The organism is Acinetobacter sp. YH12027, from assembly GCF_013420085.1.
In the GTDB taxonomy this organism is placed as follows: domain Bacteria; phylum Pseudomonadota; class Gammaproteobacteria; order Pseudomonadales; family Moraxellaceae; genus Acinetobacter; species Acinetobacter amyesii.
In genome coordinates, this window is sequence record NZ_VOYW01000004.1 from 135,642 (window position 1) to 160,406 (window position 24,765).

The following is a 24,765-nucleotide window of genomic DNA, read 5'->3' on the forward strand; positions in this document are numbered from 1 at the left end:
GAAAAAATTTTGTTTTCGCGGAATCATTATTTTTCTCCTGTATGCCCTGTTATGTTCGGGGATTTATCAAGTGATTCCTGCGGGTCATGACGCAGTTTTATGGATTTCTCTGTACATTTGGGTGGGGATTATCATTCTGAGTGCATGGGTTTTATCTTTTGTTCCGCGTTTGAACCGTTATTTTGATGCTTATACTTGTTTAGGCTCGATGTGCGCTGTTGCGATCACATTTATCATCATTACCATGATTGGTAATTATCACAATGATGCGCTATTACATGCTGCCATGATGTATACCGTGGTCATCATCTATGCCTTTGTTGGTATGCGTTTTTATATTGCCATGGTTGCGGGTTGGTAGAACATGACCCACTGACTGGGCTAGCAAACCGTCGTCCGTTATAAGGAGCTTTAGAACAGCTATGGCATTATGCCCTACGCCATCAACAGCCTTTAAGCATCATGGTGATCGATATCGATTTTTTTAAAATTAAAATGATCATTTAGGTCATCAGGCGGGTGACATCTGCCTCACACAAATTACTGAGGTTTTGTCTCAAATCACCAATCGAAATGGTGAGTTAGCTGCACACTATGGCAGCGAAGGTTTTTTACTCTTCTTTAGGGTGTTAACTGAAGCTGAAAATTGAACCTTTGGCAGCCGATTTATTACGCAGAATTTAATCACTCGAACTTCCACATCCAGCCAGCCATATGTCTAAATTTGTGAAGATTAGCATCGGTACGGAAACGATCATTCCATCTAAACCTGATAAAATTCAAAAATTTATATTGGCTGCCGATCAAGCGCTTTACCTTGCAAAAGGCAGCGGTCGCAACCAATATCGATTAGCTGAGGGTGAAGCGCAGCTAGATGTTTGAGTCAGTCTATCGCTTTGTGAATTTATCCATTGTTGAATTTACACACAGACTTTTTAGCGTTTATAAATAATATTTTGACTGCTTTTTTTACATGCAGACAAACCTTTTCTGGCATTTTCCTGTCACTTTTTTTGCTAGAATCAGCAACACGATTTGTTAACGTACACCTGTGGTTTTGAATGAAGAGACAATATAAATATAAGGACTTTTTCTAAATCCAATTTTCATCAAAACAGTGTTTTTCGTTTAGCAGCGCACAAATTTTTATTTTAAGGTATTTCGTTTCATGCAAGCTGATAATTCCAAAGTTGACCTTTCAACCCTGACCCCGATGATGCAACAGTACATGTCAGTCAAAATGCAAAATCCGCATTCACTGATGTTTTATCGGATGGGTGATTTTTACGAGCTCTTTTTTGAAGATGCGCATAAGGCAGCAAAACTTTTAGGAATTACACTAACACATCGTGGTAAAGCCAATGGTGAACCTATTCCTATGGCTGGTGTCCCATACCATGCTGCTGAAGGCTATTTAGCCCGCCTTGTAAAAAAAGGTGAAACGGTGGTGATCTGCGAGCAAATTGGTGAAGTGACAGGCAAAGGGCCGGTTGAGCGCGGAATTGTCCGTATCATTACCCCGGGGACATTAACGGACGATGCACTGATTGCCTCCCATCAAAGTTCAAATTTAGTCGCGATCTGCTTACAACAAAATCAAATCGGGATTGCTTTACTAGACCTCAGTGCAGGTATTTTCAAAGTTCAGCAAATGGACTATCAACTGGAACAATTGGCAATCGAACTTTCTCGTTTAATGCCGAGCGAAATTTTGATTGATGAAGATCTTATTGATCCGAATATTGTCGAGCAAATTAAACGTCAATTAGACTGCCCTGTCACTAAACGTCCAAACGTCGACTTCAATTTAAATAACGCACAAAAAACGCTGTGTGACCAATTTGCAGTTGCCACACTTTCAGGTTTTGGTATTGACCATTTACCTTTGGCGAAAGCTGCCGCAGCGGCTTTGATTCACTATGCAAAAGTGACTCAAAAAACTGCTTTACCACATATCCGCAGCATTCAACTCGAACAAAGTAGTGATTTCGTGGCGCTCGATCCCGTCACTCGTCGTAACTTAGAACTGATTGATCCCCTATTTGAACATGGTACTTCCCTGTTCCAACTAATCAATGATTGCCAAACTGCGATGGGCGGCCGCCTATTGAGTCGTACCTTGATGCAGCCTTTACGAGATACCGCTTTATTGGATGCGCGTTTAGATGCCTCACAAGCGATGCTGCAAGGCTATCATGAGTCTCCGATCCGTTTAGTTCTCAAAGAAATTGGCGATATTGAACGAGTGCTATCTCGTGTAGCGCTCGGCAGCGCTCGACCACGAGACCTAGTTCAGTTACGTCAAACTTGTGCACAAATTCCCTATCTTCGACATGCACTTGAACCGATCATTGGGGCACATCAATCTAAGCTGATCGCTCAGTTAAATGATGAAATGGGGGATTTTCACGGCTTACATGAGCGTCTCATGTCTGCCATCGTAGAAAACCCGCCGGTGCTTTTACGTGATGGAAATGTGATTGCTGAGGGCTTCGACACTGAACTGGATGAACTGCGTAAAATTCGTGACCATGCAGGACAATTCCTCATTGATCTCGAAATCAAAGAGCGTGAACAAACCGGAATTTCAACCTTAAAAATTGGCTATAACCGTGTCAGTGGCTACTATATTGAACTGACTCGAGCGCAGGCTGAGCAAGCACCTGATCATTATATTCGCCGCCAAACCCTAAAAAATGCGGAACGCTACATTACCCCTGAGTTGAAATCTTTTGAAGATAAGGTACTTTCGAGTGAGTCACGTGCATTAGCGCGCGAAAAAATGCTTTTTGAACTATTACTCGATGAATTACGTGCAGATATTGGCAACTTACAAATGATGAGCGCCGCTATAGCGCAAATTGATTTACTGGCTAATTTTGCCCATCAAGCTCGATTACGAAATTGGTCACGTCCTGAATATAGCCCTGAAGTTGGGATCAAAATCAAAGCCGGACGTCACCCAGTTGTGGAATCTCTGAGCAAATCAGCATTTACTCCAAATGATACTAGTTTGGACTTTAATCACCGCATGGCGATTATCACAGGGCCAAATATGGGCGGTAAATCGACCTTTATGCGCCAAACTGCCTTAATCAGCTTATTAGCCTACTGTGGTAGCTTTGTCCCTGCCCAATCTGCCGTATTAGGGCCGATCGATCGGATATTTACCCGTATAGGATCTGCCGACGACTTGTCTACAGGCAAATCCACCTTCATGGTGGAAATGACTGAAACCTCTCAAATTCTTCATCATGCGACCAATCAATCATTGGTACTGATGGATGAAGTTGGGCGTGGTACGAGTACCTATGACGGCTTATCTCTGGCGTGGGCATGTGTGCTCGATCTCACCCGTCGCATTAAATGTTTATGCCTATTTGCAACGCATTATTTTGAGCTAACCGAGTTAGGCAAAGACGCCAATATTGATAACTATCATGTCACTGCCCGTGAGCTAAATGGCAACTTGATCCTATTGCATAAAGTTCAACAAGGCCCGGCGAGTCAAAGTCATGGTCTACAAGTGGCAAAGCTTGCGGGGATTCCTGCAGCTGTGATCAAAGAAGCGCAAAATCGCCTTCGTATTTTAGAAACTCAGCAAAAACAGCAACTCAATACGGCTGTACAAACCGATCTATTTTCGGCACTCACAGAGCCTGAAGTCATCGAACGCGTGGTGGAAGTTGAAAAAACATCGCCCGTACTTGATGCCTTAGCAGATTTAGATATCGATAACTTAAGTCCACGTGAAGCACTACAACAGCTTTACGCCTTAAAGGATTTACTTAAGATCTAATTGAGCAGAAACGATAGATGAGATATACAAAGAGCACCAATGAAGGTGTTCTTTGCATTGACTCCATTCAAATGTGTAACTTAGTGAATGTTTGCTATTTACTACTGCGGCTATTCAGCAATAAATTGATAAAAAATTAATGTTCTAAAATGTTTCATGCTTAAAATGCACATTAAAAATATTGTTCGATAAACAGATGTAATTTAATTAGTTTTTGAGTATGATTCTCATTCATTGTGAAATTTACATAAATTGTTCAGTTTTTAGTGATTTTAACAGCACTGCATATAATAATTATCAATAAAAGGAATTGTTAGTTACCCTATTTTTTGCCTAAAATACACCATTAGTTTATTAGAACCATATTTTTTAGGTAGCTGTCGCCATGACCTTTGTTGTCACTGAAAACTGTATTAAATGTAAATATCAAGACTGCGTAGAAGTTTGCCCTGTTGACTGTTTCTATGAAGGTCCAAACTTCCTTGTTATTAATCCAGATGAATGTATCGACTGTGCGCTATGTGAACCTGAGTGTCCAGCTAACGCGATTTTCTCTGAAGATGAGTTACCTGAAGGTCAAGAAGTATTTATCGAACTTAATACTGAACTTTCTCAAAAATGGCCGAACATCACTCAAATTGGTGATCAACCTGCCGACCGTGAAGAATGGAACGGTAAAGCTGATAAATTACAATATCTTGAAAAGTAATTTTACGCTTTCATGAAAAGATCAGCACATGCTGATCTTTTTTTATACTTAAAGCACACATTTCATTGCAAATTATTCAAATTTTCTCAATCAAATTGGATTAAAATAGAACGAGTTTATAAATAATTGATTTCTATAATGAAGCATTTACTCAAGGGATTATTGTCCGTTGCAATATTTCCTCTTGTTTTCATTGGTTGTACAACTACACCACAAAAACAAGGTCACACTATTACAACTCCCGACGGTAAACGTATTTACATACCTCAAGAAAAAGTGACGACCATCAGACAAGCCCCGCCTAAAGTGGTGCCTTATGCGTACAACTCATGGGTAGCGTCTGTTGATAATTTACGTCGCGTTCGAGACTATGAAGTCTTTTTAGAGAAAAATGGTGTAGGCAATATCATCCCTTCATTTGAGCTGATGCGTACTGCACGTGATTGGCAAAAATGTGGTCGCTCAGAATATATGGTGCCTAACCGTGAATTATGGCAAAACCAAATTGCGACCTTACGTGTCTTTAAATATTTAGTTGCTGCAAATATCTTAACGGACTTTGAAGTGACTTCGGTTTATCGTGATTTGCCTTTGAACCAATGTGCCGGTGGTGCAAGTTCATCTCGTCACCTATATAACTCGGCGATTGATTTCCGTATTGGACCTGCGTACCCGCAGCCCGAAGACTATAGTTATATTGAAAACACCAAGTTCCGTTTATGCCAATTTTGGTCACAACATGGGCAAAGTCTCAATATGGGTCTTGGTTTATATGCCAGCGGGCAAATTCATATTGATACTCAAGGCTACCGTACTTGGGGGCCTGATCACTCAAGTCGTTCATCAATGTGTAATTACTAAAACATTACATTGCCATACTAAGACCTCTTCTGAGGTCTTTTTTGTGCATAAAATATACAAATACAGAACAATAAATTGCGATGTTAGTGGAAAGGTTTAAAATGCTTGCATCAATCACGAGGTGCGACAACATGCAACAAATGTGGACAGACATTGATGCTTACATCGATTCACATTTAATTCCTGAAGATCCAATACTGACTCAAACACTTCAACATACAGATGAACGTGGCTTTCCAGATCATCTTGCTGTAGCGGCCAATCAAGGCATGCTGCTACAAATGTTAATCCAAATGAACAAGTGTAAACGCGTTTTAGAACTTGGAACTTTTGCAGCCTACAGCACCATGTGGTTAGCACGTGCCTTACCTGAAGATGGTTATATTCTGACCATTGAAGGTCGTGATACACATGCTGCCCTTGGTCAAGAAAATATTGATAATGCAAAGCTTGCACAAACGATTGAACTAAAATGTGGTCGCGCGGCAGATATTTTACGTGCCTTTCCTGAAGATACCGAAGCTTTTGACTTTATTTTTGTCGATGCAGACAAACAGAGCTACCCTGAATATTTAGAATTAAGCCTAAATTTATCTCATTCAGGTACAGTGATTGTTTTAGACAATGTGATTCGTGCAGGTGAGATTCTGAATGCTGAAAACCATAAACCAAGCATTGAAGGTATTCGTGATATGTTCAAAGCTATGCAAAATCATCCGAAAATTTTATCCTGCACGGCACTTCAAACTGTAGGTTGTAAAGGTCATGATGGTTTTGCAATTGCAATCGTTAAATAATCTTAATCGAGGTGTTTTTTAGACATCTTGAGTAAAGGTATAAAAAATAATCAATACAGTATTTTATTTTCAAAACAATTACTTATAAACACTGCACACAGAGTTATCCACAATTTATGAGGATAACTCTGATTGTTTTTAAATCAACTCTGTTCGTTTGCTCAACTTATTTTACAACCAACAATGGAACACTCGAATTTCTGAAAATACTGGTGGTGATACTGCCCAAGAAGAACTGATGGATTTTACTGTGGCTAAAAGCGCCAAGTACGATTAACTGAATGCCATGCTCTTGTTGATAGTCCAGAATATTTTCCGAAACATCGCCATAACGGTATTCTGTCACCACATCGAGACCGGCATTGGTTAAATAATTTTTTGGATCATCCAAGATTTGTGGGTGATCTCCAACATAAACCAAATGACATTGTAAGAGTTTAAGTAGATCACTTTGTGCCACACGCTTCATTAACTCAACGCATTTAGGCGAATATTCATAGGCAAAAATAAAACGAGTCGGTGGTTTAAACGTTGGCCCTACAGTCATAACTGTACAACTTGCACCACGTATAAAGTTTTCAACATTACTACCAAGCGGCTTATTGCGCTCTGCTGAACGTTCACCCACGCGACCAATTAAAACAATATCGTCATCTTGCAACACATTAAAACTTTGCTCTAAGAAGTCGCCCTTTTCCTGAATATGGGTGGTTTGAATACCATGCTTATCTTGGATCATTTCAGAAATGTGTTTGAGCAAGTTATTACTATAATCTAACGCTAAATCACTTTGTTTTTGTTCTAACTCCGCGAGTTCTTTCAAGAGCATAGCATTACTTTCAAACCCAATCACTCCACTGATTTCACCTAAGTGATAACTTGCCGGATAGTAATCAAGTATTTGCAGTAAAACCAACTCACGGTGAGTTTGTTTAGCAACCCAAGCAGCAGCATCAGCTAGTGCATTAATGCATGGAGAAGAGTCGATACAGGCGATAACTCGTTTCATGATTAGCCCTCGTTTTATTATTGCTTGGCTATAAAATGTTGTTTGTTATTTTTAACTTATCACAACTCTGTTTCACTGTGCATGCATTTGTGTAAGCATAAAAACGATTTATGACCTATTTGGCGATTATTTATTCACGATATCGAATGAGTTTTGCAGGATTTCCCGCAATGATTGCACGCGCTTCGACATTTTTCGTCACCATACTGTTCATGCCGACCACAGCCTGCTCAGCAATGTGAATGCCATCCTTGATTCCAACATGCGCACCTAGCCAAACATCACGCTCTATCTCAATCCCTTGTGATCGTACAGCTTGCTGATAGATCGGTTGATTGACATCCATTCCATGATCAAAAGCGTATAAATGGCAATATGCCGCCATACGAACCTGATCGTGAATTTTGATACCCACTCGCCCACCATCTAAAATACAGTGATGATTGATCGCCACTTCATTGCCTATTTCTATTGGGCCATGCAAAGTGCAATCCGCCGCAATAAAGCTGTTATCTCCAATAACAATCTTACGTCCCGGTTCGGCAAAAATATGAGCCAATGGCGATATAAAACAGTTTTCACCAATTTCAACGGTTTCCATCGATTTGAGATAGTCTTGATATTCCTGTTGCCAAGCTTCGGCCCAACCACGATTTTTCGGTTTAAGTGACCAATACAACCAAGGCATATAATTCAGACGATGCTTATGTTGCTCTCGATATTTCAATAATGGATCTTGTTCATTCATCTTCATCAGCCTCGACGATATGCAGTTGTTCACGTCCGCGAGTTACATCTTGTATCTTTAACTGCAGTGGTTGGATTTGATGAATTTGCAATGATGCAAGTACATTTACACCTTCCACTGTGTAGTCTTCCTGAAATTCAATTTGCTGCTGATTGAGTTCATATTGGAAAATTGCCCACTCATTAAACTGACAACTAAATTGCACTTTTTTCTTCTCAATGAGTTCAATTTTTTCAGCCTGCAGCAGACATTGACCGGCACAGCCACCATAGGCACGTACCAAGCCCCCTGTGCCGAGCTTAATTCCGCCATACCAACGATTAACCAAGACCAATACGTTGGTTAGATCATTCCCTTCTATGGTTGCTAGAATGGGCCGACCTGCTGTGCCTGAAGGCTCACCATCGTCATTGAAACGTACGGTATGTCCAATTTTCCATGCCCAGCACTGATGTGTTGTTGAGATATCTTTATGGGCTTCGAGAAAGTCTTTAACGGCTTGTTCATTTTCCACAGGAACTGCGATGGCTTGAAAACGACTTTTTTTTATGTCTTCTTCATATTCAAACTGTGCGGCAAGTGTAAATGGCATAACGTCTTTAGATCCTCTATCAACGGATATTATAGCGTTTTTTGAAAGACTTACATCCACAAAAAAGCCCCCAATACTGGAGGCTTGATTGAAGACCATTCATCTTTCGTAATCGCATGATTTTTGCAGATCGTATTTTTAGTTTAATGTATACTGATATTTTTGTTAATTTTTAGATTAATTACTCAGTTTTTGTCATTTCCGACAATAAGATAAACCCGCTGAACCAAACTAGCGCCATTCAACGGGCAATTTCTTATTTTATTCAATTAAACGGTAAAATCATCACCAAGATAAACTTTACGTACCGTTTCATCTGCAAGCACTTCTTCTGGTGTGCCTTCTGCAATCACTGAGCCTTCACTCACGATATAGGCGTGCTCACAAATTGCTAGAGTTTCTCGCACATTATGGTCGGTAATTAATACACCAATACCACGATCTTTCAATGTTCGGATAATGTCTTTGATATCACCCACTGAAATAGGATCGACCCCTGCAAAAGGTTCATCTAGTAACATAAATTTAGGGTCTGCCGCTAACGCACGCGCGATTTCCGCACGGCGTCGCTCACCACCCGACACACTCATACCAAGAGAATCTTTGATGTGTGTGATTTTAAAGTCAGCAAGCAATTCCGTTAAACGTTGCTGACGTTGTTGCTTATTTAGATCTTTACGGGTTTCTAGAATAGACATGATATTTTCAGAAATGGTTAATTTTCTAAAAATAGATGCTTCTTGAGGTAGATAACCAATACCTTTACGTGCGCGCTCATGCATTGCCAAGTCAGACAAATCAAGATCATCTAAATGAATCTCACCTTTATCCATACGCACTAGGCCAACAACCATATAGAAACTTGTAGTTTTACCTGCACCATTTGGACCAAGTAAACCAACAATTTGACCACTTTGCATGCTAAAGGACACATCCTTTACCACCCAACGCTTACTGTAGTTTTTGGCTAAATGTTTAATACATAAAGTTTGAACTTGCGAGGTTTGCTCCATTAATCACGTGCTCCTGGGAAGGACTTAGTGCTTGACGGTGGAATCACGATTTGAACACGACCTGAAGAAGATCCAGATTTATTTGGTGTACCTTCAGCAACGATATCGCCTTTATTCATACTGTATTTCAGGCTATTACCACGAATACTTGCACCATCTTGTTGTAACAAAGCACCACCCGTCATGGTGATAATACCTGTTTCAGCATTGTAGACGATCTTTTGCGCTTGGCCTTTTGCATAGCCTTTGGCAGGGTCAGTTTTTTGTTGGAAATGTGCTGGCCCACCCGTTGCTGTAATCGTACTGATCTCTTTTTTGCTGTTTAAGTTCGCAACAATTGAGTTTGCCTGAAGCTTCATCGAACCCTGTTCAATGATGACATTACCGGTATACGTCGTAATCCCGGTTTTTTCATTAAACGTTGCACGATCGGCAACCAATGAAATCGGTTGATTACGATCTGAAGGCAAAGCAAAAGCTGCAACTGAACATAACGCCAGTGAACCGATTAGCGCTGTACGTTTTAGGAAAGTTTTTGCAGTTTTTCGATTAAAATTATGGTTCATACTTTCCTCGAATATTAAAAAATTCGTATTGACCGTCGTTTAAATTTGCTTTTAAACCTTGGCTGACAAATTCGGCTTGTGGTGAAATCACCGTTACAATCTTGTCCGTTTCTATTTCACGCTTTTTTGGAAAAGCAGTTAGTTCCTCAGTACGAAACTCCATTTGCCCTTCACGCATCAATTTTGTTGCAACCACATTGTCACTCAGTACGATTTTTTGGTTATCATCCATACCATTGGCTTGTTTGGCAAAGAACGTGGCATCGACAGCACCATCTTGATAGGTCGATGCTTTCAGATTGACTAAATGAGACGTTTGCTTTTGCAAATCCTGCTCAAGTCGATCGACTTGCGCACGAATATGCAATTTTCCCTGCTCATCAGTCTGCGTCAGGTTAATGTTTTCAGCTGAGTAAGTCATACTTTTCGAAGAGTCCGCCTGAAGCTTATTACCCTTTCCACCGAAATAGTAAAAACCACCGCTTACTGCAGCAATGACCACAGCTGTCACGTATAAAACTTTAGTATCCATAAGCGGAGATTCAATCCAATGACTGCATCAATTTATTAATAAGGTGCACTTGCATATTTTTCAAGTAGTTCCTGGTATACACCTTTAGAAACTAAAAGCATATCGCAGATTTCACGAACAGCACCACGTCCACCCATCGCCTGAGTAACAAGATCTGCACGGCGACGTACTTCTAAATGTCCATTCGGTACGGTCACTTTCATCCCTGCAATAGCAAAGGCTGAAAGATCGGGCCAATCATCGCCCATATATAGGCAATCTGAAGGATCAATACCAAACTGTGCACAGGCTTCAGTCAAGGCAACACCTTTGTCTTCACGTCCTTGAAAAACCAAGTCCACACCTAAGTCAGACATGCGTTTTTCAACAATATTACTTTTACGGCCGGTAATAATGATGACTTTGATACCCGCTTTTTGCACTAACTTCATGCCCAAGCCATCACGAATATCAAAAGATTTGATTTCATCGCCACTATTGGTCAACGTTACAAATCCATCACTTAAAATTCCATCTACATCCAGTACCAGTGCTTCTATGTGACGCGCTTGTTCTAGCAATACATACGATGCCATTTTCTTAATTTACCCCAGCCTGAATCAGATCATGCATGCTGATAATCCCAATCACTTTCTTGGCATCATCAACAACTACAAATTGTGTAATTTTCTTTTCGTTCATACGTTCTAAAGCATGTACCGCGCGTTCTTCTTGTGAAATGGTCAAAGGATTTTTAATCATCACTTCTGAGACTTTCATATTCACATCAAAGCCTTGCTGTTTATCAATCAAACGACGTAAGTCACCGTCGGTAAAGATACCCAATAAGGTATCGTTTTCATCGACAATCGTGGTGAGTCCCAAACGTTTATTTGAAATTTCGTAGAGAACTTTATTCATTGGTGTCTCTGGCGACACTTTGGGTAAGTCTTCACCTGTATGCATAAGATGCTTTACATGCAATAACAAACGCTTACCCAACGCTCCAGCAGGATGAGAGCGTGCAAAATCATCCGAGGTAAAGCCACGTGCATCCAATAAAGCAACCGCAAGGGCATCACCTAAGGCTAATGTTGCAGTGGTACTTGAGGTCGGAGCTAGCCCCAAAGGGCATGCTTCTTGAATATTACCCAAGGTCAATGCGACATCGGCATTTTGTGGCATTGGGCCTTTATTGTCGCCACTCATAGTAATGAGAGGAATGCCCAGATGTTTGATCAATGGCATCAGCATCATAATTTCATCACTCTTACCTGAGTTTGAAATTGCAATGAGCACATCACCTTTAACCAACATGCCCAAATCACCATGTCCAGCTTCACCCGGATGCATGAAGAAAGATGGCGTACCAGTCGAGGCAAATGTAGCGGCCATTTTACGACCGATATGACCCGATTTGCCCATACCAGTAATCACTAAACGCCCTTTGCACTGTAAAATGATTTCGCAGGCTTGGCTAAAACGATCATCTATTTGCGTCGCTAATACTTGTAAAGCATGCTCTTCAATACGCAAAGTTTCTAATGCGACTTTCTGAAAATCGACTTGATTCGGCATATTTGGTGGATTCAAAGTTGTTATACCTTAAGCCGTGAGAGGTGCGCTCTCACTTTCAAAATAAAAATTTTCACAATTTTATCATATCTATGCAAATAGCACGTTTCCAAATGTATAAGAATTCATGAATTATGCAGAAAAGATGCATTTCTTCATTTTTATCTTAGGAACAGATAAATTGAATTAAACTCTCAAATGAAATTCAGCCCGAATCAAATGAGCCTTCAACTTCTTTTTCCAGCAGTACAATTACATCAAGCATTAAAAAATATCTGCTTTTTTGGGTTTTAACTTTATGAAAAAAAATGCTTAGGTTAAGATGAGCCATCTTTTGGTAGAAACAATTTGAAGACCTATGCAACCTTTTGTTCTATATAACTCAGAGCAACGTAAAAAAGTAGAATTCGTACCTCGCAAAGAAGGACATATCGACATGTATGTCTGTGGAATGACCGTGTATGACTACTGTCATATTGGTCACGCTCGAGTTATGGTTGCATTCGACTACATTATCCGTTTCCTGCGCAGTCAGGGCTGGAACGTTAAATACGTTCGCAACATTACCGATATTGACGACAAAATCATTGCCCGTGCCAATGAAAATGGCGAAAGCATTACTGCTTTAACCGACCGTTTTATTAAGGCCATGAACGAAGATGCTGCCAATTTAGGTTGTGCAGCACCTGATGAAGCACCACGTGCAACAGACTATATCGATCAAATGCAGAATATGATTGGTAACTTGGTTAACAAAGGTACAGCATATCCATCTGCAAATGGCGATGTTTATTTTGAAGTTGAAAAGTTTACCAAATATGGTCGTCTTTCGGGTCGTAAACTTGACGATATGCAGGCTGGTGCTTCTGAACGCGTTGATGTAGAAGTAGAAAAGAAACATCCTTTTGACTTCGTGCTTTGGAAACATGCCAAAGAAAATGAACCTTCTTGGGCTTCGCCTTGGGGCAATGGCCGTCCGGGCTGGCATATTGAATGTTCAGCGATGTCGACCTGCTGCTTAGGTAACCATTTTGATATTCATGGTGGTGGTTCAGACTTAACTTTCCCGCATCATGAAAATGAAATTGCGCAATCTGAGGCATCTACTGGCGAACAGTATGTTAATTACTGGATGCATGTCGGCTTTATTAACGTCGATGGCGAAAAAATGTCGAAGTCTTTAGGTAACTTCTTCACTATTCGTGATGTGATGGATAAATTCCACCCTGAAGTGATTCGCTTCTTTATTGTGTCATCACATTACCGTAGCCCAGTAAACTTCTCTGACACTGCTTTAAAAGAAGCGAAAAATACCCTTTCCCGTTTCTACCATTCATTTAAAGCGTATCAACAAGTCTATGGTGAAAAAACCGTAGAAACTTTGGATGATGCTTTAGTTGAGCGCTTTAATGCCGCTATGCGTGATGATTTCAACACCGCAGAAGCAATTGCGGTATTGTTTGAAGTCAACAAAGAATTGAACCGTGCCGTAAAAGATGAAAATGCTGAACAAGCGGCTGTGTATTATTCGACATTGCGTCACTTGACCAATATTTTAGGTTTGGTTCAGCATAATGTTGATGAATTCTTAAAATCAGATATTGGTCAGGAAGCTCTAGGTCTCTCTGAAGAGCAAATTGAAGATTTAATTCAACAACGTAAAGATGCGAAAAAAGCCAAAGAATTTGCCAAAGCAGATGACATTCGTCAATCTTTGTTAGATCAAGGGGTTGTTCTTGAAGATACTCGTCAAGGCACTATTTGGCGCCGTGCTGATTAATTAAGCAAACAGAAGCATAGAGAGTTGACAGTTGTGTGAAATTCTCTATAATTCACCTCATTGCGGGAATAGCTCAGTTGGTAGAGCATAACCTTGCCAAGGTTGGGGTCGGGAGTTCGAGTCTCCTTTCCCGCTCCAGAATACGAAAAACCCTCATCGAAAGACGAGGGTTTTTTTATGTCTAAATTTTTCTTCAGCGGCTTATTTTTTAGATGTATTTACTCATGTTATACACATAAAAGTCATTTCGCATTTTTGAAATAATATTTAAGTCTATTCGACAGAGTCTTACATTTAGGAATTGAAAACAAGGATTAGTCCTAAGCCGGAGGTACTCTTACGAAACGTTGCTTCTCATTCGGCAAAATGAAATTCGAAGCTTCGCAAGGAAACTATCTTGCGGTGCAATGACTTCACTGACAAAACTCATTCACTACCGTCAAATTATTCAACGTATCGCAAAAACATTTTTAAATATAAGTAGTCCTGTCTCAAACGATTGTTGATGACATGACCGCATATCTTGTTTATTTAAAGCAAAGTACGCTTCCGATGTTACTGCGTAGTAACATCTGTTATTTATTATTTTGTAGCGACGTTAATAGGCCTTAATTTCTTCCCAACGATTAAGGCTTTCCTTATTGCCGCACAACCTTTCACCTGCCTGTTAAAAACTAATCTAACGAAATGCTCATCTCGGCTATTTTCCTCAATTTTTCTCCATAATTTTCCGTTATTCTTTGCCAAAATTACATTTGGACAACCAAATAATGCACGGCGCGCACACTACACTCAAACTGACCAGCTTAAGTTACGCATTACTTACGATCTCAACATCAATTTGGGCCGCAGATACTGTTCAAAATCCGCAAGAATCTGTAGCAGTTCAGCAAATGGAAGCTTTAACATTTGAAGTTCCGACAGCAAGCACTAAGCCCAAAGACCCAGATATCAGTGCTGTCGCAAAAACCATTGTAAGCCGTGATGAAATGTTGAAATTTGGCGATCAGTCAATCAATGATGCGCTGCGTCGTGCTGCAGGGTTTCAACTCCCCGGTGCTGGTGGTGGTCCACGTGGTGGTGCAGGTGCTGGCGGCATGCGTTTTCGTGGTGGTGGCGCACCCGTGTTCTTAATCAATGGTGAACCTGTACAGGGTGGTCCTCGCGGCGGCATGTCAGTTGTTGATAGCATTACACCCGAAATGATCGAACGCCTTGAAATCACAAAACAACCGAGCGTCGCTCAAGGCTCGGTTGCATCATCTGCAGTCATCAATATTATTTTAAAAGAACCATTGAATGGCACGCGCTTGAGTGGATCTGTACGTGCTGGTTATGGCCTAACCAAATCAAATACACGTGAAGAAGAACGTACAAATTTAAACTTTCAAATGGATGGCCGCTTGGATCTATAGTTTATCTGGGAGCCAAATGTGGAATGATTCAGATACACTCACCCGTACACAAGATGCAACAGGAACGAAAACCCAGAAACGCATCACCAATCGTACTTCACAGATGTTAACTCCTCGTGTTGAATATCAGCTTGATGATCAACAAAAACTGGTCGCTGAAATGTTTTATCGCAACAATGAAAGCGAAGGTTCAAGTGGCTCCCAAGTCCAAAAAGATAAAAATGACAGCATTCATCTCAACACACGGTATGAGCGTAAAGACCAAGGAAATTCAGACAAAATTCGCTTATCTATCGAACAGCAAAATGAAACTGAATTGACAGAATTTAGAGATTCTCAATCGTATATTGACGAACAAATTAATGAATATGGCTTAGGCTACGACGGTGTCCGAAAGTTCGACTCAAAACGGCAAATAAAATTTGGTACCGACCTACGTAGCAATGAACTTGAAAGCAATATTGCAGAGACCTTAGATGAACAATTATATGCTGCATATGTCGAAGGTAGTTGGAGATATACGCAGCGCCAAACATTAACTTTAGGTGTACGCCAAGAGTGGATTGATCGTTCAGGTTTAGTGGATTATCAAGATCAGCATTTGAGTCCTGTATTAGCACACCGTTTTGACTTTAATGACCAATGGTCACTTCAAACCAATTTGAGTCAGGCTTTTAAAAACCCACGTAGCAATCAATTGATGCCGACTGTTTCAGTTTCTACAGATAGCGATGCTGGGACACTAAACAACCCTAATCGTGGTGGTAATCCAGACTTACGACCTGAAACTATTAATGCTTACGAAACAACCTTAGGCTATAACACCCCTGCTGGCGGTGTAAATATCACTGCCTATTATCGAGAAATTAATGACTATATCGAAAAATCGATCCTGTCAGAAAATGCTACAGGCGGTCGTTGTGAAACAGGAAATACCGATTGCCGTTTTGTCGAACGTCCTTATAACCAAGACAGTGCAACTACTTATGGTATAGAAATTGCTGGACGTTATGCACTGAAGCAAACGGAGAATGGTCATTCATTTATGTTGAATGCTCAACTTTCAACTGTACGTGCAAAAATTGAAGAAACTGACGGCTCTGACCGTTTGGCAAGTGATGTTGCACCTTATACCGCAAGTGCTGGTTTATCTTATAACTATCAACCGTGGCGTATTGCAACAAGTGTGAACCTCAATTATACCCCTGAATATACACGTGCGCTGAGTAACGAACCGTACAATCGCACCAGCAATGAACGCGTCAATATGGATGTGAGTTTTACTAAACGCTTTGATCAAAATTGGTCTGCATCGGTCAATGCACGTAATATTCTCAGCTCAGATTATAAAGAAGTGTTAAAAGAACAAAGTTCTGGCGCGCTATACCAATCTCGTATCAATGAAGCAATTCCAAGCTTTATGTTTACCTTAGAAAAGAAATTCTAAACCGTTTCTAAGAGACTTCTAAGAGATTTAAAATAAAAAACCGATACGGACAACGAATCGGTTTTTTATGCGTACACGACCGCAAACTAGCGCTCAATTGCCTTCAACATTTTCGCAATTTTTAGGGTATGTTCCTTCTGCCCTTTTTTCTCTAAGACCTTTTGCTCAACCCACCATAAATATTCAAAAATTTCTGATTCACTAGAATCCTCTTGAATTAATTTAAAAATATTGGGCAAATAATCATCATATTCATCACGTAAAGCAGGAATACGGCGAATCCCTAACGGGTCCCATTCCTTCAATAAAATTTTATGTATCGCATGCAAGAGACTGGCATCTCGATTATGTTTTGACTGCATACAAGTTCCCTGGCTTATATTTTTTTACTTTTAAAATCAGTTATCTAATTATGTGATGATATTAAAAGAAAAATGAACTGTTGTTTGTCGAAGATTTCATCATACGCATCTCTAAACGCTTTTCCATTGGTTTTTCATCTTTTTTTTATAGCAAACCAAAGCTTTATCAAAATTTCATGCACTTTTTCTCATAAATTTTGCCAATAAAGCCTTTCGGGATCCCTTAATTCACAGCACCAAAGGTTTTAAATGCTAAGTTCAACGAACGAACCTAATCATTCAAAGAAAAAAACAATATGCTTCAGCCAACTTCTATATTTATCTCTTTTCGCAATTGTGAAAAATTTACAGTTTTCCTTTTTAATCTCCGACAATTCAAGCTACATTCTATTTTGAAATTTTAATCCTGAAAAATCCCTATGAGTACTGCATTAAACGAAACCATTTACGTCATTCAACACCTTGCATTTGAAGATTTGGGTTCATTGGAAGATGTATTTTACCAATTGGGTTATCGGGTGAGATACTTCGAAGCTGGAGTCGATGACCTGAGTAAAGCTATGCAACATACAGGGCTTACCATCATTTTGGGTGGCCCGATCGGAGTCTATGAAACTGATGACTACCCATTCCTACAAAAAGAAATAGACTTACTTAAAGTACGTTTAGAGAGTAAATTACCGACTTTAGGCATTTGCTTAGGTGCTCAGCTTATTGCGTATGCATTGGGCGCTAAAGTTTATGCAGGTCATAGCAAAGAAATCGGTTGGAGTTCCTTAGCGCTTGATGCCATCAGTGACAATATATTAGCGCCATTAGATCAAGTGCCTGTACTGCATTGGCATGGTGATACCTTTGATTTACCTGCAAATGCACAACTGCTCGCCAGCTCGGCAATTTACCCGAATCAAGCGTTTAGCTATGGGCCCAATATTTTAGCCCTACAGTTTCATATTGAAGCAGAAGCTCAGGCCATGGAAAAATGGCTGATTGGGCATACATGTGAACTACATAAAGCACAAATTAACATTCCAAATTTGCGCATGGAAAGCCAACAACATGCACCTCATTTAGAACGTGTTGCTCCCCTTATTTTGCAACAATTTTTACAACAGCTTGAGCTTTAAAACAGCTATTAATTTAATGCTAAATGGCTTATAACGGTTGCACTTCAAAACGTATAAGCCATTATAATGACTCCCTTACTCAGCATTGCGCTCATCCACTTTTTTGCTCTCATCAGCCCAGGCCCTGACTTCTTTTTTGTCACCCAAAGTGCTATTCGACAATCCAGATCACATGCATTATTTGCCGCGTTAGGTATTTCACTCAGTATTTTAGTTTGGTCAATTTGTGCAATAAGTGGCTTACATTTTCTATTTCAGAAAATGGCTTGGTTACAACAATGCCTCATGATTTTGGGAGGCCTATATCTTTTATATTTAGGCTCTCAGTTATTAAAGTCTGCATGGAGTAAAGACCTCGGCACAATAACAAAACCAACCGAGCAAGCCGTACAGAAAAAATCGCCTTTGACGCTGTTATTTCAAGGTTTCTTGACCAATATGGCCAATCCTAAAGCATTGGTTTATTTCACTAGTGTATTTTCTATTGGGATCAGTGCAAAGGTCAGCATTTTTGATCAAAGCTTTTTATTGGCTTTAGTCTTTATTGAAAGTTTGATTTGGTTTGCATTGGTTGCGGTCTTATTCTCAGCACCTAAAATGACGTATTACTATCAAAAATTTAGTAAAAAAATTGACGCCATTACCGGTGGAATCTTCATCAGTTTTGGCTGCCTATTGCTGATCAATCGCGATTGATCACACACCAATTAAATATATTTAAAACATAAAAAAGCACCCAGATGGGTGCTTTCCTAACTTAGCTGAGGGAGCTAAATCTTATTTCGCTGCTGCCTTTGCTGTAGACACAGCGGCTTCAGTCGTAATATTTACCGTAATTTTGTCGCCTACATTCGGTACATATGCACCTACACCAAATGCTGAACGATCAAAAGAAGTCGTTGCATTGAAACCAATCGTTTCCGCCTTAGTCATTGGGTGAACGGCTTGCTTGTTCAATACAGCGTCCAATACCACTGGTTTAGTCACATTTTTAACTGTTAAATCACCCGTGATTTTGTATTTAGTTTTGCTGATCGCTTGAACTTTTGTGCTTTTAAACGTGATATTTGGATATTTTTCAGCATCAAAGAAATCTGCTGTTTTTAAATGATCATCTAATGCTTTGACATTGGTATTTAAGCTTGATAATGGAATCGTCACATTCACAGACGAATTTGCAGGTTTTGCATTATCGACATTAATTGTCCCTTGAATGTCACTAAAGTTTGCAGAAGGTGTTGAGAAACCAAAATGATTCCACGTAAATACTGTTGCTGTATGAGTAGGATCAATTTGATAGGCAACAGGTTTTGCCATAGAAATTGTTGTAACTGATGCTACCGCCAAACCGATTGTTAATGCTTTAAAGTTCATGTTTTTATCTCACTTTCGAATACCATTAAGTCTATAGATTTTTAGCCGTATTACAGCTTTAAAGATAAAACGTTTTGTTGCATGTTTAGAACGATAGTTTTGTAAAATCTGTAGCAGCATCTACAACCACTCTCAATTATTAAATTTTCCATATATTTCAAATAATTAATAATTTAATTGATCCATGAGTTATTTATCCTAAATTTAGGAAACATCAACCTATCAGAGTCGTAGGTTTTCTAAACAAATCCACTTAAGATTTTTAGACATCATAACAATCTGAGTACCCAAAAATGACAGAACAATCGCTGGCTATTGAAAAAGCCTTAAATACTAAAACGCCCAAAGATGTCGTTTTGGCATTTCTTATGAATACTTCAAAAGAACTCGTCGAAAATGCAACTCAGCTACTGGTAGCCGAAGACGCGGCATATGTTTCCTTAAACTTCAGCAACCCAGAACTTAAACAAATTGAGCCGTGGGCTGGGTCTGGCACAGGCAGAGACATTTATATATATACCTTTGCCAACGTTGGGACCTACTGGAATATCGACGACTTTCAAATCACGGATATGATCGCTGAAAATGAAACCGTAGCTGTATTTGGTCAATTCACCTACACCTCAGTCTATGCAAAAAATACTTTCACCTCGCCTTTTTCAATTAAAGCCAAAGTTCAAAACGGTTTAATCAGCTTTTTCCAATTTATGGAAGATACCTACGCCTCAGCATCATCATTCCGCGTAGGTGGAGAATGGATCATTCAGCAAGATGCTGACTCAGCTAAAAACTTTAAAGTTTCAGCTTAATACTGAGATGCGCAAAAGCTGCTGTTGATTTGGAATGGCCTTTTACATTGAGTTAATGACAGCGGTATTGGATAAATCCGGTTTTTCTCGCGATTTGATCATACAGCTTTTGCGCAGTTTCATTGTCCTGATGCGTCAGCCAATACACACGGTCACACTGCCGCTGATCACAATATTCTTTCACTTTCGCGATCAGCGCCTTGCCAATACCCTGCCCGCGATATTCTTCAAGCGTATATAAATCTTGCAAATAGGCATAAGGATGCAATGTCCAGCAGCTCTCATGTTCTATGACATGCACGATCCCAACCACTTGATGTTCAATTACGGCTGCAAAGCCATACATATGTTCGCACTCAGCAGCATGTAACCTTTGCCATGTTCGCTCGGTCACTGCATCCGCCACCTGACTTTTATAAAATTCTAAATACAGCTCCCAGAGCGGCTGCCATTGGCTTTTTGAAATTTCAGTTAAATTTTTAATTTGTATTTGCACGTTCAATGTCTTTTTTAAATGATCACTGGATTTTTATAACTGAAATAAAGCTTCATGTGTTGAAAACACTGTATTTAATGCGCTCTTTTTTAGTCTTGATAAGTATTGGATGGACTTTTTCTTATCCGTTTTATAAATACGATAGGCAAATAAAAAGCCCGAACAATCGGACTTTTTAACCATTTAGCTTATAGCTTCTCAACCAAAATGCGGTCAACCTGCTTCAAGCCTGTATGCTTTTCATGGTTCTTACGGCGAATCTTAATCACTTTGTCTTCTTGCAAATCTTGCAGCATCAATTCTACTGCAACCATTGCTTCAAGCTCTAAGTCTGTGCCAATCCATTTCTGTTCACCAGCATCCATCAGTACAATTTCATCATTTATCTGATCGTAAAGGCTCATCGTTTCCTCACTTGGGGCAACATTGCACCCGTGGCTGAATACTGCATGAATGAATTAATTTTAAACCAATGCTTTAATTCATTCGTTACAAATCGTTATTTCACAATTAAAAAATATATTTAATCTCTGCAATAAAAAACGCCCCTTCTCTGGGGCGTCTTTTTTACGGTTAATCTTTATAAATTAAGCGGTAATTTCTTTCACAGCAGCAACAACAGCATCAGCAGTAATACCAAAGTGTTGATACAAGTCTTTTGCTGGAGCAGATTCACCGTAAGTCGTCATACCGATTACACGACCATCAAGACCAACAAATTTCCACCAGTAGTCCACATGCGCAGCTTCAACAGCAACACGCGCACGGATCGCAGCAGGAAGAACCGCTTCACGGTAAGCAGCGTCTTGTTTTACGAATTCTTCAGCACATGGCATAGAAACCACACGCACACCTTCAAGTTGCGCGTAAGCATCCATTGCCAATGAAACTTCTGAACCTGTTGCAATGATGATTGCTTTCAACTCACCTTTTTCTTTTGCAAGTACATAACCGCCTTTCGCTACGTCAGCAATTTGATCTGCTGTACGAGTTTGGAATGGCAAGTTTTGACGAGAGAAGATTAACGCTGTAGGGCCTTCGCTACGTAACAATGCAGATTTCCAAGAAATAGACGCTTCAACAGTGTCACATGGACGCCAAGTGTTTAGATTTGGTGTACCACGTAAAGATGCAATTTGCTCTACAGGTTGGTGTGTAGGACCATCTTCACCTAGACCAATTGAGTCATGTGTATACACATGAATCACACGCTGTTTCATCAATGCAGACATGCGTACTGCATTACGTGCATATTCCATGAACATCAGGAATGTTGCTACATAAGGAACGAAACCGCCATGCAGCGCTACACCGTTCGCAATTGCAGTCATACCGAATTCACGTACACCGTAATGAACGTAGTTACCCGCTGGGTTAGATTCAACGCCTTCTGCGCCTTTCCATAAAGTCAGGTTAGAACCTGCAAGGTCAGCAGAACCACCTAGAATTTCTGGAAGCTGTGGTGCAAATGCTTGAATGGCATTTTGGCTCGCTTTACGAGTAGCGATTGTTTCAGCTTTTGCATTTACTTCTGCAATATAAGCATCCGCTTTTACAGCGAAGTCAGTAGGTAATTCACCAGAAAGACGACGTTTGAGTTCAGCCGCTTCTGTTGGATATTTAGCAGCATAAGCCGCAAATGTGTCGTTCCAAGCAGATTCAGAAGTAGTACCTTTCGCTTTTGCATCCCAAGCTGCATATACATCAGCAGGAATTTCGAATGGACCTTCTGTCCAGCCCAAAGCTTCACGAGTTAAAGCGATTTCATCATTACCAAGCGGCGCACCGTGGCAATCTTCTTTACCTTGTTTGTTTGGAGAACCTAAACCAATAATGGTTTTACAGATAATTAAAGTTGGTTTAGCTGTTTCAGCTTTCGCTTCAACAGTTGCTGCGCGGATTGCGTCTGTATCATGACCGTCAACTTTAAGCACTTGCCAGCCGTATGCCAAGAAACGCTGTTCTGTGTCGTCAGAGAACCAGCCTTCTACTTCACCATCAATTGAGATGCCGTTGTCATCGTAGTAAACAACCAATTTACCTAGACCCAAAGTACCTGCCAATGAACAAGCTTCGTGAGAAACACCTTCCATTAAACAACCGTCACCCAAGAAGCAGTATGTGTTGTGATCTACAACTTTAATGTCTTCTTTGTTGAATTGAGCCGCTAAAGTTTTTTCAGCAAGTGCAAAACCTACAGCGTTTGCAATACCTTGACCCAATGGACCCGTGGTTGTTTCGATACCCGGTGCATAACCCAATTCTGGGTGGCCTGGAGTTTTAGAATGCAATTGACGGAAAGATTTCAAATCTTCAATAGACAGGTCATAACCTGTTAAGTGCAATAACGCATATTGCAACATAGAGCCATGGCCGTTTGACAATACGAAACGGTCACGGTTTGCCCATTGTGGGTTTGCAGGGTTGTGGTTGAGGAATTCACGCCATACCACATCAGCAATATCTGCCATCCCCATTGGAGCACCTGGATGTCCTGAATTTGCTTTTTGCACAGCATCCATTGCCAATACACGAATTGCGTTTGCAATACGACGTTCGTTAAGCGGGGTTGTCATAGGTCAGAGTCCAAACAAATGGTTTAAAAGAGTAAGATGAATAAGAATTCAAAGATGCGTATATTGTCTTAAAAAAAGCGGAATGGGTAAAGCCTCAGGGGCAAATTTTCGCTAATTATTCCTGCACCACCTGTATTTTGGGTGCTTATTGCTCAATTTTAAGCCTATGCATGTTGTTTATTTTGTATACAGTGACGCTTTTATATGGCGAGTCAATGACAGCGCAATGCATATTTAGAGTTTGGCAGAGAAAGCAACCGCTTCATAACTGATAAAAGTCCGCTACATCGAAAGGCAATTGCAAATAAAAGTAGTAGTCAAAGCTTGTCTAAATAAATGACCATTTGAAATATGAAATACTTTCAATAATTAAACCCACTATGGTTTGGGTAACTCAAACGTCGTAATCATCCCTGTAAAATCAGCACTTATCCAATATACTCACGGTTTCACATTCAATACTTTAGATCCCACGACATGTAGCAGGTAAATTTCGCTGCGAAATATCATCCGATTGACAATTCCAAGCACCATTTAAACCATCTGGAATACTAAAATAGATCTGCTTTGAGCGAAGAGCAAAATTGACATCTGTTGATTTAAACGTAAAAACCACTGAACACGTTCCTGCCACATCAGTAATTTCACTACTCGCAATATACTTGGTACTGATACTTTCATTCAGCGCTGTATTCAAATCTACACAGTTTTGTTCCTCTGAATAATTTTCAATCAGTTTTAATTTATAGGGTGAAATCATTGTTAATACTTCAGCCACTTGCGCCCGAGCGACATAGCCATTGTAAGATACAGTAGCAATTGCAGCCAAAATACCGATGATTGCCACCACGATCATAATTTCAATGAGTGTAAAACCAGACTGTTTCATTACGTTTCCCCATTCAACGTAATGACAAATAGGCAATTTGCATACCAAGTCTCAAAAGCCCGCATTTATTGTGTTTTATTTTTCAAATTAAACGATTAATTGTCATGAACAGTCATATTCTGACAGTTCATGACATTCATCATTGATAAATCACAGGATACTGATTTGATTTTTTCTTATAATTAGATCTCTTGCGAAAGTCATTATTGAAAATTTATCCGGTTTACCAGTGCAGCGATTAAGTTAATGCGTAAACCGAATCTTTTCCGTCTATTTCGATAGCGTTCACTTAATATTCTAAATGTCTTCA

23 protein-coding genes, 1 tRNA gene and 5 pseudogenes are annotated in these 24,765 nt (G+C 40.0%); 13 read left to right on the forward strand and 16 right to left on the reverse strand.

From position 1 onward, the window contains the following. Positions 1-70: 70 nt before the first annotated feature. The 7 genes and pseudogenes from FTT94_RS16560 to FTT94_RS01620 all read left to right on the forward strand — a co-directional run bounded on the left by FTT94_RS16560 (position 71) and on the right by FTT94_RS01620 (position 6,166). Positions 71-361: a hypothetical protein gene (locus tag FTT94_RS16560; RefSeq protein ID WP_257231036.1), complete on the forward strand. Its 291-nt coding sequence runs from the start codon at positions 71-73 to the stop codon at positions 359-361. A gap of 145 nt (positions 362-506) precedes the next feature. Next, positions 507-650, forward strand: a pseudogene (locus FTT94_RS16565) (diguanylate cyclase domain-containing protein); the annotation flags it as partial. Positions 651-699: 49 nt separating this feature from the next. Further along, positions 700-882, forward strand: a pseudogene (locus FTT94_RS16570) (diguanylate cyclase domain-containing protein); the annotation flags it as partial. Positions 883-1,168: 286 nt separating this feature from the next. Further along, the gene (gene mutS, locus FTT94_RS01605; RefSeq protein ID WP_180170114.1) at positions 1,169-3,799 is read left to right on the forward strand and encodes a DNA mismatch repair protein MutS; all 2,631 of its coding nucleotides are present in this window, start codon (positions 1,169-1,171) and stop codon (positions 3,797-3,799) included. Between the two features lie 385 nt (positions 3,800-4,184). After that, on the forward strand, positions 4,185-4,508 hold the full coding sequence (fdxA, locus tag FTT94_RS01610; RefSeq protein ID WP_004651686.1) for a ferredoxin FdxA: 324 nt from the start codon (positions 4,185-4,187) through the stop codon (positions 4,506-4,508). Between the two features lie 138 nt (positions 4,509-4,646). Next, positions 4,647-5,369, forward strand: coding sequence for a D-Ala-D-Ala carboxypeptidase family metallohydrolase (locus FTT94_RS01615; RefSeq protein ID WP_078188751.1), 723 nt, complete (start codon positions 4,647-4,649; stop codon positions 5,367-5,369). Positions 5,370-5,500: 131 nt separating this feature from the next. Continuing rightward, positions 5,501-6,166, forward strand: a complete 666-nt coding sequence (locus FTT94_RS01620) for an O-methyltransferase (protein WP_180170115.1) — start codon at positions 5,501-5,503, stop codon at positions 6,164-6,166. 166 nt (positions 6,167-6,332) lie between these two features. On the opposite strand, the gene FTT94_RS01625 is transcribed toward FTT94_RS01620, so the two are convergent. The 8 genes from FTT94_RS01625 to FTT94_RS01660 all read right to left on the reverse strand — a co-directional run bounded on the left by FTT94_RS01625 (position 6,333) and on the right by FTT94_RS01660 (position 12,183). Beyond that, positions 6,333-7,175, reverse strand: a complete 843-nt coding sequence (locus tag FTT94_RS01625; protein ID WP_078188753.1) for a universal stress protein — start codon at positions 7,173-7,175, stop codon at positions 6,333-6,335. 130 nt (positions 7,176-7,305) lie between these two features. Next, a complete protein-coding gene (locus tag FTT94_RS01630; RefSeq protein ID WP_180040044.1) occupies positions 7,306-7,923 on the reverse strand; it encodes a DapH/DapD/GlmU-related protein in 618 nt (205 codons plus the stop codon). Beyond that, on the reverse strand, positions 7,916-8,515 hold the full coding sequence (locus FTT94_RS01635) for a YigZ family protein (protein ID WP_180109142.1): 600 nt from the start codon (positions 8,513-8,515) through the stop codon (positions 7,916-7,918). Before FTT94_RS01635 ends, FTT94_RS01630 begins: the two co-directional genes overlap by 8 nt. A 269-nt stretch (positions 8,516-8,784) precedes the next feature. Next, a complete protein-coding gene (gene lptB / locus FTT94_RS01640; RefSeq protein WP_078188759.1) occupies positions 8,785-9,528 on the reverse strand; it encodes an LPS export ABC transporter ATP-binding protein in 744 nt (247 codons plus the stop codon). Continuing rightward, positions 9,528-10,094: a lipopolysaccharide transport periplasmic protein LptA gene (lptA, locus tag FTT94_RS01645; RefSeq protein ID WP_180048897.1), complete on the reverse strand. Its 567-nt coding sequence runs from the start codon at positions 10,092-10,094 to the stop codon at positions 9,528-9,530. The genes lptB and lptA overlap by 1 nt, the downstream gene beginning before the upstream one ends. Then, the gene (gene lptC, locus FTT94_RS01650) at positions 10,084-10,626 is read right to left on the reverse strand and encodes an LPS export ABC transporter periplasmic protein LptC (protein ID WP_180109143.1); all 543 of its coding nucleotides are present in this window, start codon (positions 10,624-10,626) and stop codon (positions 10,084-10,086) included. Before lptC ends, lptA begins: the two co-directional genes overlap by 11 nt. A gap of 35 nt (positions 10,627-10,661) precedes the next feature. Further along, the gene (locus FTT94_RS01655) at positions 10,662-11,201 is read right to left on the reverse strand and encodes an HAD family hydrolase (protein ID WP_078188762.1); all 540 of its coding nucleotides are present in this window, start codon (positions 11,199-11,201) and stop codon (positions 10,662-10,664) included. Between the two features lie 4 nt (positions 11,202-11,205). Beyond that, positions 11,206-12,183: an SIS domain-containing protein gene (locus FTT94_RS01660; RefSeq protein WP_180163515.1), complete on the reverse strand. Its 978-nt coding sequence runs from the start codon at positions 12,181-12,183 to the stop codon at positions 11,206-11,208. 355 nt (positions 12,184-12,538) lie between these two features. On the opposite strand from FTT94_RS01660, the gene cysS reads away from it, so the two are divergent. From cysS to FTT94_RS01675, 3 genes and pseudogenes are all read left to right on the forward strand, one after another. Further along, complete coding sequence (cysS, locus tag FTT94_RS01665) at positions 12,539-13,960, forward strand: cysteine--tRNA ligase (protein WP_180170116.1); 1,422 nt, start codon at positions 12,539-12,541, stop codon at positions 13,958-13,960. A 62-nt stretch (positions 13,961-14,022) separates the two neighbouring features. Beyond that, a tRNA-Gly gene (locus tag FTT94_RS01670) sits at positions 14,023-14,098 on the forward strand. 632 nt (positions 14,099-14,730) lie between these two features. Then, positions 14,731-16,822 (forward strand): annotated as a pseudogene (locus tag FTT94_RS01675) (TonB-dependent receptor plug domain-containing protein). A gap of 86 nt (positions 16,823-16,908) precedes the next feature. On the opposite strand, the gene FTT94_RS01680 reads toward FTT94_RS01675, so the two are convergent. Then, a complete protein-coding gene (locus FTT94_RS01680; RefSeq protein WP_078193570.1) occupies positions 16,909-17,184 on the reverse strand; it encodes a hypothetical protein in 276 nt (91 codons plus the stop codon). Positions 17,185-17,603: 419 nt separating this feature from the next. On the opposite strand from FTT94_RS01680, the gene FTT94_RS01685 reads away from it, so the two are divergent. Together FTT94_RS01685 and FTT94_RS01690 are read left to right on the forward strand one after the other, a co-directional pair. After that, positions 17,604-18,311 carry a glutamine amidotransferase gene (locus FTT94_RS01685; RefSeq protein WP_180111064.1) on the forward strand — a complete coding sequence of 236 codons (708 nt, stop codon included), beginning with the start codon at positions 17,604-17,606 and terminating at the stop codon, positions 18,309-18,311. 66 nt (positions 18,312-18,377) lie between these two features. Then, entirely contained in the window at positions 18,378-19,007 is a 630-nt protein-coding gene (locus FTT94_RS01690; RefSeq protein WP_180111065.1) for a LysE family transporter, read from the forward strand. An 81-nt stretch (positions 19,008-19,088) separates the two neighbouring features. Here FTT94_RS01690 and FTT94_RS01695 read toward each other — a convergent pair whose 3' ends face one another. Further along, positions 19,089-19,685 (reverse strand): YceI family protein, encoded by a 597-nt coding sequence (locus tag FTT94_RS01695; RefSeq protein ID WP_078188771.1) that lies wholly within the window; start codon positions 19,683-19,685, stop codon positions 19,089-19,091. Between the two features lie 293 nt (positions 19,686-19,978). On the opposite strand from FTT94_RS01695, the gene FTT94_RS16575 reads away from it, so the two are divergent. After that, positions 19,979-20,494, forward strand: a complete 516-nt coding sequence (locus FTT94_RS16575) for a hypothetical protein (protein ID WP_257225703.1) — start codon at positions 19,979-19,981, stop codon at positions 20,492-20,494. A gap of 52 nt (positions 20,495-20,546) precedes the next feature. Here the strand turns inward: FTT94_RS16575 and FTT94_RS01705 are convergent, their stop codons facing one another. The 6 genes and pseudogenes from FTT94_RS01705 to FTT94_RS01725 all read right to left on the reverse strand — a co-directional run. Then, positions 20,547-20,990: a GNAT family N-acetyltransferase gene (locus FTT94_RS01705; RefSeq protein WP_373686009.1), complete on the reverse strand. Its 444-nt coding sequence runs from the start codon at positions 20,988-20,990 to the stop codon at positions 20,547-20,549. Positions 20,991-21,178: 188 nt separating this feature from the next. Beyond that, the gene (locus FTT94_RS01710; protein ID WP_078188774.1) at positions 21,179-21,394 is read right to left on the reverse strand and encodes a hypothetical protein; all 216 of its coding nucleotides are present in this window, start codon (positions 21,392-21,394) and stop codon (positions 21,179-21,181) included. Positions 21,395-21,577: 183 nt separating this feature from the next. Next, the gene (gene tkt, locus FTT94_RS01715; RefSeq protein WP_180170118.1) at positions 21,578-23,566 is read right to left on the reverse strand and encodes a transketolase; all 1,989 of its coding nucleotides are present in this window, start codon (positions 23,564-23,566) and stop codon (positions 21,578-21,580) included. A 463-nt stretch (positions 23,567-24,029) separates the two neighbouring features. Next, the gene (locus tag FTT94_RS01720) at positions 24,030-24,344 is read right to left on the reverse strand and encodes a pilin (RefSeq protein WP_373683988.1); all 315 of its coding nucleotides are present in this window, start codon (positions 24,342-24,344) and stop codon (positions 24,030-24,032) included. A gap of 14 nt (positions 24,345-24,358) precedes the next feature. Beyond that, positions 24,359-24,455, reverse strand: a pseudogene (locus FTT94_RS16885) (prepilin-type N-terminal cleavage/methylation domain-containing protein); the annotation flags it as partial. Positions 24,456-24,658: 203 nt separating this feature from the next. Beyond that, a pseudogene (locus FTT94_RS01725) lies at positions 24,659-24,765 on the reverse strand (IS5/IS1182 family transposase); the annotation flags it as partial.